The organism is Microcoleus sp. PH2017_35_SFW_U_B, assembly GCF_020737865.1.
GTDB lineage: Bacteria > Cyanobacteriota > Cyanobacteriia > Cyanobacteriales > Microcoleaceae > Microcoleus.
Genome location: NZ_JAEQDE010000165.1, coordinates 1 through 8,435 on the forward strand (window position 1 = coordinate 1; position 8,435 = coordinate 8,435).

The window sequence follows — 8,435 nt, forward strand, 5'->3', positions numbered from 1 at the left end:
TGACCCGCACCCAGATGTGTATCCAGTTATTATGACTTTATAGTCATCCTAGTCATCCCCCAAGTATTGTTACTCAGTTTCGGCTAAACGAATCGCACACTTACAATCTAATTATAACAAATCTTTAGATCCATTATGTAAATAAATATTAAAGGCGGTTGAAACCGCTGCCGACTTCCTCCTCATGTCTAAAGCCAGAGGCACGCCGGGCTCGTTTTTCGGTGAAGTTGCAGGGTAAAAGGGTCGAGGGTATCGGAGTAGCAAGGATTGGGAGTTAACTCGAATAAAGTTCCATGCTGCGGTTGCGGGCGTGCTAGCAAATTGCTGACACTCGAAAATTCGGTTTTTCCAAGAATGTAGGGCATCAGCGCTCATCGCCAATTTAGATGCCCGACTCGGATAGTTGGAGTTGAATTTGGGGAAAAGTTCGAGTTGTTTCACAAGTTTGGAAAGATTCGGATTACATTAACTTTTCCATTTCAACAGCAGCCAAACGAGCTTGAAGTACCAACAAGTTTATCGGATCTATGGCGATACGAAAAGTCATTACTTTCAAGTTTTGGGGGACGTATTTACTCAACCGACTCTCTACTTGACTCGAACACACTATCAAATCAAATTGATCCAGGTCGCATTTATTATTTTGAACGGTTTCGAGGGTAACTGCTTCTGACTCTACGTGATGCACGTTGTACTCGATTATCTCCTTCATCGCTTCGCTGCTAATTTGTTCTTTACATACGAATAACAGCTTGGCATTGCGGGGCAGCGGTGAAATACAGCTTAACAATTGCATATCGGGTTGCACGTCAATTCCGATTATTTCTTTGTTGGGATCTGCCAGCTTCGCTACATCCCACAAGTTTTTAATAGTTGTTACCACCAAATCTGCCGCCAACAACTGTTGAACTGATTCTGCTTCCTTATTTTTTAACGTGTTCCAATCAATTGATACTAAAGCTAACCCGGTTGCAGATTGAATGCTGCTGCCAATATCGATACTATCTGGGAAAAAATTCACAAATGCTACGTTGATTTGATGGCGATCGACAAGGACTGCTTGAGCGTAAGCCGCTGCTGAAAACTCCGACACGCTCAGCCCACTTTGAGATGCAGAACGAAAAGCTTGATCGAGCAAGTCGTAGAAACTTTTCCGGGCTATTATTTGTTTCACAGACTGGGAATCGGCGATAAAAGTTCCTTTGCCCCGCAGACCTATCAAATATCCTGAATTAATCAGTTCGTTGTACACCAAGGCTACAGTATTGTGGTTGACTCCTAAATGCTTTGCTAAATGAACGCCCGGTGGTAGTGGCTGGTTCGGCTTGAGACTGCCCCGCACGATCAATAGCTTAATCTGCTCGGTAATTTGAGCGGCAATTGTTAGTGGCGCTCCAGTATCCACAACAATAGGGAGTAAAACCGGGTCTTTCATGTAAGCTGGCATATTTGTGACTATTTTAGTAATTAATCTTTTTGACATTCAAGCAATTTCTAAAATTCAGTACGAAAAGCGCCCTCTCTCTTAAAATGTATGTTTGCACTCCGCTTTTTGTGGGTACTTTTCTATCCATTAATTAAGTTTACATATCCACAGACGCCCGGCGTATTCCCCATCAGTCCACAACGGTTTAGAATAGCGTTCGATTGTGCGGCCGTCCCTCAGTTGAACTTTTTCGTGACATTCTAGCTGAGTCTGCTTGTAAATTTCTGTTATGTTCTTGAGAAAAACTTGGGGATTGTCGAATTGTTCGGCAACAAACTGCAACGCTAGGCGATCGGATAGCGACCTGATAATAAATTCGGGTAGGTTCCAGATTTTTAAGAAACTGGGAGTCAGCCCTGAAATTTGTCTCTGGCTGTTTACTAACAAAATTCCAGAGTTTGCATCTTGATTTTTTAACTGGTCTGAAATTGGCAACATTAAAAAGTGATTGGGGTTCGGGGTTACTTTTTATTAAGAAAAATAAATATTTAGTTTGTTTCTCCAATATTTAATTTTCTTATCACACTTTTAAAACTGTAGAAGGACAGTTTTACCTACTTACAATACATCCTACCACAACTGAAACACGAAAGTTCCCAGATAACACTGGTTGACTGGTACTACGGGTCGCTCCTGGCTATCCGGTGATTGATATAGCTTATGTGTCTCAGGGTAAGGATTTCAGCGATTTCATCGCCAAATCTTTGTGCTTTTCGATACAGTAGACCTCTCCCATAATTCCAATCCCTTCCCCCGCTTGGTTTTGGGAACCCGGCCCCCTAAAGGGCCCAGGGCTGTTTCATTCTCTTGTAGGGGCGGTGCCAAGAGTGCCCGCCCGATGTCTGAAACACCTACAAAATCGTGGAGGGGGAGGGTAGGCACGGGGGCACTACCCCTACAAAACGATGATTCGTCTGAGAATGAAACAGCCCTGCTCAAGGGCCTGGCTGCCAAAACCAACGCTTCAATAAGGGTTTCAACGGTCGAGCGATAAAAACTGCCCGGTTTCATGATCTAAATTTTACTGTTTTTTTTCAGCTTGTAGGGACTTTTATTGACACATAACGATCGCACCTATTCGCCATCTTACTAATCCACATACCACCAAAATTTTTCGATTTTCAGCGAAATCTTTCCGATGCTACTCTCCAGATTTTTAGTAATCTAATTAGATGTTCGACAAAGATTCTTTTTTGAGCCTTTGATTTATTGGCTCTTTTTGACGAGCATACAGATTTTCGGCATTTGTAATTAGTTGTATTAATTGGTCGTAGTCTATGCCCAACATTCTTTGAGTCTCGGATGGATGCTTTTCAAGATATTCTCGAAGCTGGCTCATGTTGAGAGGGGGTAAAATTTAATTATACTTTAAGAGCGATCGATCAACTATTTCTTTTTGGGAGAGGTCTTTTGAAGACCCAGTTTTTTCAAGACAATTATTGAGTGGGTTCGGGGGCTGAAAATTTGGTTCAAGCATTAGAATAACTTAGTATTTTTTGAGGTAAGCGAGCTAGATAATTTTTGTATTCAGTATTTCATCCTCCTATTCGCGTCATTCTATTTTATTTGCTGTACGACTAGCACTCATCAAACTGGCGAACAACCATTCCATCAAAGCTTGCTCCTCGGGGGCGGCGAGTGCGGGTTGGCAGTAGCTGTCGATTTCGGGTAATTGGGATTTGTGTTTGAGAGAAGCGATGAAGGCGGTGGCGAGGTTGAGGTACTTTTTCACGGTGGCGGAGATGCGTCTGTTTGTGAACGTGCGATCGCACAGCGACTCAGAAATGCAGCATAATTGCAGTTGCCCTCAATCACCTTTTTTGGGGTCAGTATTGCAGGAACAAAGCAATTGATTGCGGGCTGGTATCGCAGCTTTGCTGCTTCTGTTCCAAAAAGCGATCGCCCCTAACAACGGCAAATTGCAGGAAGCGACCGCTCTCTGAAATTTAGTAGAGGTGCGGCCGTTGACTTTAGAAGCATTTTCCCAGAAACTGCGGTATCGGACTCGCTTAAGAAAATACCGCTTAGCACGCGCTTGCAGATTGAGTCAATGAAAAGTCAGACCAGCACGCACACAACTCAACTTCTCAGCTTACGTTATTTAAACCAGGCATAGGTCATTTTCAGTAACGTACTCAGAACGCTCTTGAGATTTCATCACGTGCGTTAAGTATTCATACTGGGATGGCAAAGTAGCACTCAGGTGACGTGCTTTTTGCTCGATCGCGTTGAACCGGGCTAATGCTTTCTCGTCATCAATATGATCTAAAAGCGGCAAACTGCCTTCAGGTTTATGATTGAGTCCGAGCAGCATTACGGAGTAAGAGTAAGTTTCAAACCCGTGAAAATTTGGATTGATATTCTTTTTATTGGGCAGCCTTTTTTTCCACAAGTTAAACCTCTCACGCAGTTCCTCTGATACCTTAATTTCGTGCTTTGTTGCTTGCCAAAACGGCGTGTCTGCTCGATCGCTAGCGTAATAATGAAGTGTCAAAAAGTCGCGAACGCCATCAATACAATTAGCAATAGCTCTATTGTAGTTTCGGATCAGCTCGTCGCTAAATGACTTGCCTGGAAAGTGGTTGACTAGCTCTTCAATTCCATGCTGGATAAAAAATATCCCGGTAGACTCTAACGGTTCGACAAACCCACTGGACAAACCGATGGCTACACAGTTCTTCACCCATGAATTCCTGTTGCGCCCGATTCTCATTTTGATGTGCGATGCTTTGCAGTTATTAGAAGCTTCTCCCAAATGCTGGCGGAACTCTTGCTCTGCTTCCTCTTTGGAGATAAACGCACTCGAATAAACGTACCCCGTACCTGTTCTTCCGTAAAGAGGTATGTTCCAAATCCAGCCAGAACTCTGTGCGGTTGCGGTTGTATAAGGAGCGATCCCATTTTTCTTGATATCAGCCGGTACTTGCATGGCAATTGCGCTGTCGCAAAGCAGCGATTCTGAAAAAGAAATAAACGGTTCATCAAGAGCTTTATTGATTAGCAAGCCGCGAAAACCCGTACAATCTACGAACAAGTCTCCGCTGAGACTGCCATGTTTTTCGGTATGGATGCAATCTATGCTTCCGTCCTCTGTTAACTTTACATCTACCACATCATCAACAATCTGCCGGACACCCCTTTGTGTAGAATAATCTTTCAAAAACCTAGCAATTAAATTCGCATCAAAATGATAAGCGTAGGGATACTGTCCTTCTGCATCGGCAAGCGTTACAAGTCTCTTTTGAGATAAATGATCGTCTGAAAATAAATGTTGCACTCTTTCGTCAAAGACTTTGCCATCTAAGTATCTGGGAGACTTTTGGGCATCGCACAGCGTAGGTGTCATGAAACAAGAATAGTCAAATGGTACGCTGGAACTTTTTAGTTTAAGCCACCATTCAGAGATACTGAACCCATCTATGAAATCAAATTTTTCAAAAGTGTGGTAGAAATGCCTTCTGTCTGAATTCCAATCAACAAATTTAATTGCCATTTTATAAGTGGCATTACACTTTGGCATCCATTCATACTCTTGCAAGCCCAGAAAATCGAAAAATGATTTGATGCTGCTAAAAGTTGCCTCACCTACTCCTACTGTTGTGATGTTAGAAGATTCTACTAGGGTAATCCGAACATTTTTATCCAGAGCTTTGCTCAAATAAGCGGCTGTCATCCAACCTGCTGATCCACCACCAACAATTACAACATTTACTGTATTTGATGACATTAGATAGTACCTCCTAAAGAATATGGTCAATATGAATTGCCGTCATTAAACTGAACTAAAAAGGCACACATTTTTTTGCCTGCCTTTTGCGATTAGATAGCTCGCAAGAAAACAGTAATGCTTTTACCAAAGGTACAAGAAAGTGGCATTGTTTTAATAGAGCTATTAAACGTGAGTTCGGGTTAAGCAGAACAAAGCAAGTTCTTATCCATGGCGATTCCTGGCTTTTTGGGTTGATGGCAATAAGCAATCAACCCACAGAGAATATTGATAAAATGGATGCTTTTCAAGATATTCTCGAAGTTAGCTCATGTTGAGAGGGGGTAAAATTTCATTATAATTTAAGAGCGATCGGTCAACCATTTATTTTTGGAATATGTCTAAAAAAGGGCAAATATAAACTATTGATTTTGGCTCATCAAATATGAATTTGTCAGGTTCGCGACTTTTCCAGACTCTCCCTACATATTGTTCTTCAAACCATTGCGACTGAGAAGATATCTCTAACAGCCGACCGCATTTAAATTTAATAATTGCATAAATATTCAATTCCGGCTTTTGGTATACTTCTGTTATTTGTTTAACAAATTTTTGAGGTTCTTCTAAATAGTGAGAAACTAACTCTAAACCTTGGGACTCGTTCTGTGAGTCTATAACGTATTTTGGGACACTCCACAACTCTACAAAATTTTGATTTATACTCACTATTCTTCTGTTATTATCGACTACAAGAATTCCCGTATTAGATTGACTTTTCCCTTGATATAATTTGCTCATAATTGTGATGTTTGGGTATTTTTGATGAAGCATACCTAAAGCAAGTCTAACAGAGTTGGGAAGCAACTTGCTCTGGTTGCACGATCAGCCCATAAAATAGGTAGGTGGGTACGAATAAACTTCGCTGTGTCAGGACAGACGCAGAACTGACACTTTCACAAAGGCCTGGGATCGGTTTTCCGATCGGTACGTCTCTAATCGCCAATTAATTGGACAAACGTGGACTCAGCATACAAAATAAAACCAAGACGCCTCAAAAGCGGTCATTCTTTTTGGCATACCTGCTGGCATTACAGGACAGAGGCTATTGATACTGTTCGATGAAGACCCGCCTCAATGGGGCGTTTCTTAGGGATAAATCCCCCTCGGATTTCTCCGGTAATGTTTTCCTCGTCAATGTTAGTGGGGCTTGTCGTGCCGGAGACACTTCCTTAGCTAAATAGAGATGTTTAATCTCCGGCGACATAGCTATGGGCTGGAAAGCACCCATAGGTGTCGTGACCTTACTAACGTAGCCTGGTTAGAGACTTAGACTGGCTATCTTGTCCACTTTTGTCCAGTGTTTAGCGGATAGCAACGCTTACGTGTCTGGCAATGAGAGAAAAAAGAATAGAACACGGTAGGGCCACTCAAGGGGCATTAGTCTACTTGACTGGTTTTAGTATACTGCTTTATTATTATAATATACTGGCGCTTAACAAATTTCGCCCCCTAAAGGCACCAAATCTAGTCAAAGTAAAATTATACGGCAGGAGTGGATCTATGCAGTGGCTGTTAAGTTTGGCAGAAGAATATCGGAATCTCCTCCGAAATGGACATTTTTACGAAACCTTGGCAGTGACTTCAACGCCAGAGGAGATTAGAGGTTGGATTCGCCAGTTATATCACCTATCCCGCGATTTTACCTCGGCGCTATCTCTGCGCCATGCCATGTGCCACGACCCTTATTACCAAGGGTGCTTTGCCCGACATGCGATGGAGGAAGTCGATCACTGCGAACGGCTAATTGAGTGGATGCACACATATGATTTTCTGGAACCCGATGAGAGTCCAACTAACGTGCCGGCAACCCTTGAAACCATATCAGTAAACGCATATTGCTTTCGTTCAGTCCTGCGCGAATCAAACGCACACCAAATCATTACACTGAATTTAATCTCAGAAGGGGCGTCCTATGACTTCTTCTGTGCAGCGAGTCCGAAGCTTGCAAAGCTGGGGCTGCAAGCGGGTCGCTACTGGCAAATCCATAATCAGATTGACCAACAGCACCTAGCAATGGGACTTGACCTGATTCCTCAATGCGAGAAAGACTCATCTTTGGGTAAGGTCTACGCTCGGATTGCTTGGGAAATGACTTGTTTGTACGGTCAGATGCTGGACTCTTGGAGCCTTCTCGGTAACAAAACTACCGGGGACAGACACGAGCTTTCAAAAGTTGCAGCTTTGACAAAGTAGTTGCGATCGCCCGCATTGATAGCAGCAAAAATAGTGGTGGCGCCCAGTGGTGGTGGTGTTTTCGATTAGCTTTTTGCTGCTATTCCACGCCTTGAGGTGAATGTTGCCATACCCGAGCCTTTCAGCCTTCAACCAACTTTGCGCTGCGATTCTCTCAAATGGCGTGCTACCAACAGCATTACTTGATTTTCCTCAGTCTCGTCCTTGAGCTCAGATAAGGCTCGTTCGATCCTCAAGAGCGGATGTTCTTCTCTCATCCTTCTTGTTTCAAAGTCATTCTCTTGGGAAACGATGCGAACTACGCTAGCGCACTCGCTACGCGGACGCAACCGGGCAATCACTTCCATGCACCGCCATTGATTGGGTAGAAGCTTTGCGGGAAGCAGCTTCGAGAGTTGGAGTCGCGCTGCCCGAACGCGAACACAGCCCTAGGGAAATAGAAATAGCAGCGAAGTGGGAGATGCGCCGGGGGATACTGGCTGCGGTGTACGCCCAGTGCCGGGATTGGCTGTGGGGCGAAGTAGGAAGTGGCGCCCTCAACCACTTGATTGCCGAGAGGAGTATGAGTCGAGAGGCGATCGCCGAGTTGGGGTTGGGCTACTACCACAGCAAGAATGAAGTTGCAGCAGCGCTCAAAGAGCAGAATTACGACTTAGAGATTGCCGAAGAAGTGGGCGTGTTGACCCGCAAGTGGGAAGGGTTAGGAACTGTAACTTAATTTATGGACAAAGCTACCCATCATTGACTATTTGGGTAGCTTTTTGAGCAAATTGTGGCCGCACGAGACTATTTGCCCCTGGTTCAATTTGTTTTTGCCCCCGTGCCATTGGATGACAGATGCGGGCGTCTTGCGTCAGAGGAATCTGCGTTTGGAATCATTATAATTTTTTGACCAGCCATGTTGATGCTCGCAGGAAGTCGTATATAATACAAAGCACAGTACATTTACTCATGTCGAGTCAAATGCAGCTCGTAGAAAAACACGTAATT

General features: G+C 43.6%; 8 protein-coding genes. 2 read left to right on the plus strand and 6 right to left on the minus strand.

Annotation, left to right across the window (positions count from 1 at the left end; translation table 11 throughout):
* Positions 1-460 precede the first annotated feature (460 nt).
* The 5 genes from JGK36_RS32480 to JGK36_RS32500 form a co-directional block, all read right to left on the minus strand.
* Positions 461-1,483, minus strand: coding sequence for a GntR family transcriptional regulator (locus JGK36_RS32480; RefSeq protein ID WP_293184626.1), 1,023 nt, complete (start codon positions 1,481-1,483; stop codon positions 461-463).
* 90 nt (positions 1,484-1,573) lie between these two features.
* A complete protein-coding gene (locus JGK36_RS32485; protein ID WP_293199240.1) occupies positions 1,574-1,924 on the minus strand; it encodes a hypothetical protein in 351 nt (116 codons plus the stop codon).
* Between the two features lie 1,114 nt (positions 1,925-3,038).
* Complete coding sequence (locus tag JGK36_RS32490) at positions 3,039-3,218, minus strand: hypothetical protein (RefSeq protein WP_293190713.1); 180 nt, start codon at positions 3,216-3,218, stop codon at positions 3,039-3,041.
* A 369-nt stretch (positions 3,219-3,587) separates the two neighbouring features.
* Positions 3,588-5,213, minus strand: a complete 1,626-nt coding sequence (locus JGK36_RS32495; protein WP_293199239.1) for a tryptophan halogenase family protein — start codon at positions 5,211-5,213, stop codon at positions 3,588-3,590.
* Between the two features lie 363 nt (positions 5,214-5,576).
* Positions 5,577-6,056: a hypothetical protein gene (locus tag JGK36_RS32500; RefSeq protein WP_293190709.1), complete on the minus strand. Its 480-nt coding sequence runs from the start codon at positions 6,054-6,056 to the stop codon at positions 5,577-5,579.
* Between the two features lie 696 nt (positions 6,057-6,752).
* On the opposite strand from JGK36_RS32500, the gene JGK36_RS32505 reads away from it, so the two are divergent.
* Positions 6,753-7,445: an iron-containing redox enzyme family protein gene (locus JGK36_RS32505; protein ID WP_293199238.1), complete on the plus strand. Its 693-nt coding sequence runs from the start codon at positions 6,753-6,755 to the stop codon at positions 7,443-7,445.
* A 128-nt stretch (positions 7,446-7,573) separates the two neighbouring features.
* Here JGK36_RS32505 and JGK36_RS32510 read toward each other — a convergent pair whose 3' ends face one another.
* On the minus strand, positions 7,574-7,792 hold the full coding sequence (locus JGK36_RS32510) for a hypothetical protein (RefSeq protein WP_293184639.1): 219 nt from the start codon (positions 7,790-7,792) through the stop codon (positions 7,574-7,576).
* Between the two features lie 26 nt (positions 7,793-7,818).
* Here JGK36_RS32510 and JGK36_RS32515 point away from each other — a divergent pair, with 26 nt between their 5' ends.
* On the plus strand, positions 7,819-8,163 hold the full coding sequence (locus JGK36_RS32515) for a hypothetical protein (RefSeq protein WP_293199235.1): 345 nt from the start codon (positions 7,819-7,821) through the stop codon (positions 8,161-8,163).
* Positions 8,164-8,435: the final 272 nt, after the last annotated feature.

Bases quoted from the DNA above. Each gene is read 5' to 3' on its own strand.
- JGK36_RS32510 (WP_293184639.1), bottom strand. From the start codon at position 7,792: ATGGAAGTGATTGCCCGGTTGCGTCCGCGTAGCGAGTGCGCTAGCGTA.
- JGK36_RS32505 (WP_293199238.1), top strand. From the start codon at position 6,753: ATGCAGTGGCTGTTAAGTTTGGCAGAAGAATATCGGAATCTCCTCCGA.
- JGK36_RS32495 (WP_293199239.1), bottom strand. From the start codon at position 5,213: ATGTCATCAAATACAGTAAATGTTGTAATTGTTGGTGGTGGATCAGCA.
- JGK36_RS32480 (WP_293184626.1), bottom strand. From the start codon at position 1,483: ATGTCAAAAAGATTAATTACTAAAATAGTCACAAATATGCCAGCTTAC.
- JGK36_RS32485 (WP_293199240.1), bottom strand. From the start codon at position 1,924: ATGTTGCCAATTTCAGACCAGTTAAAAAATCAAGATGCAAACTCTGGA.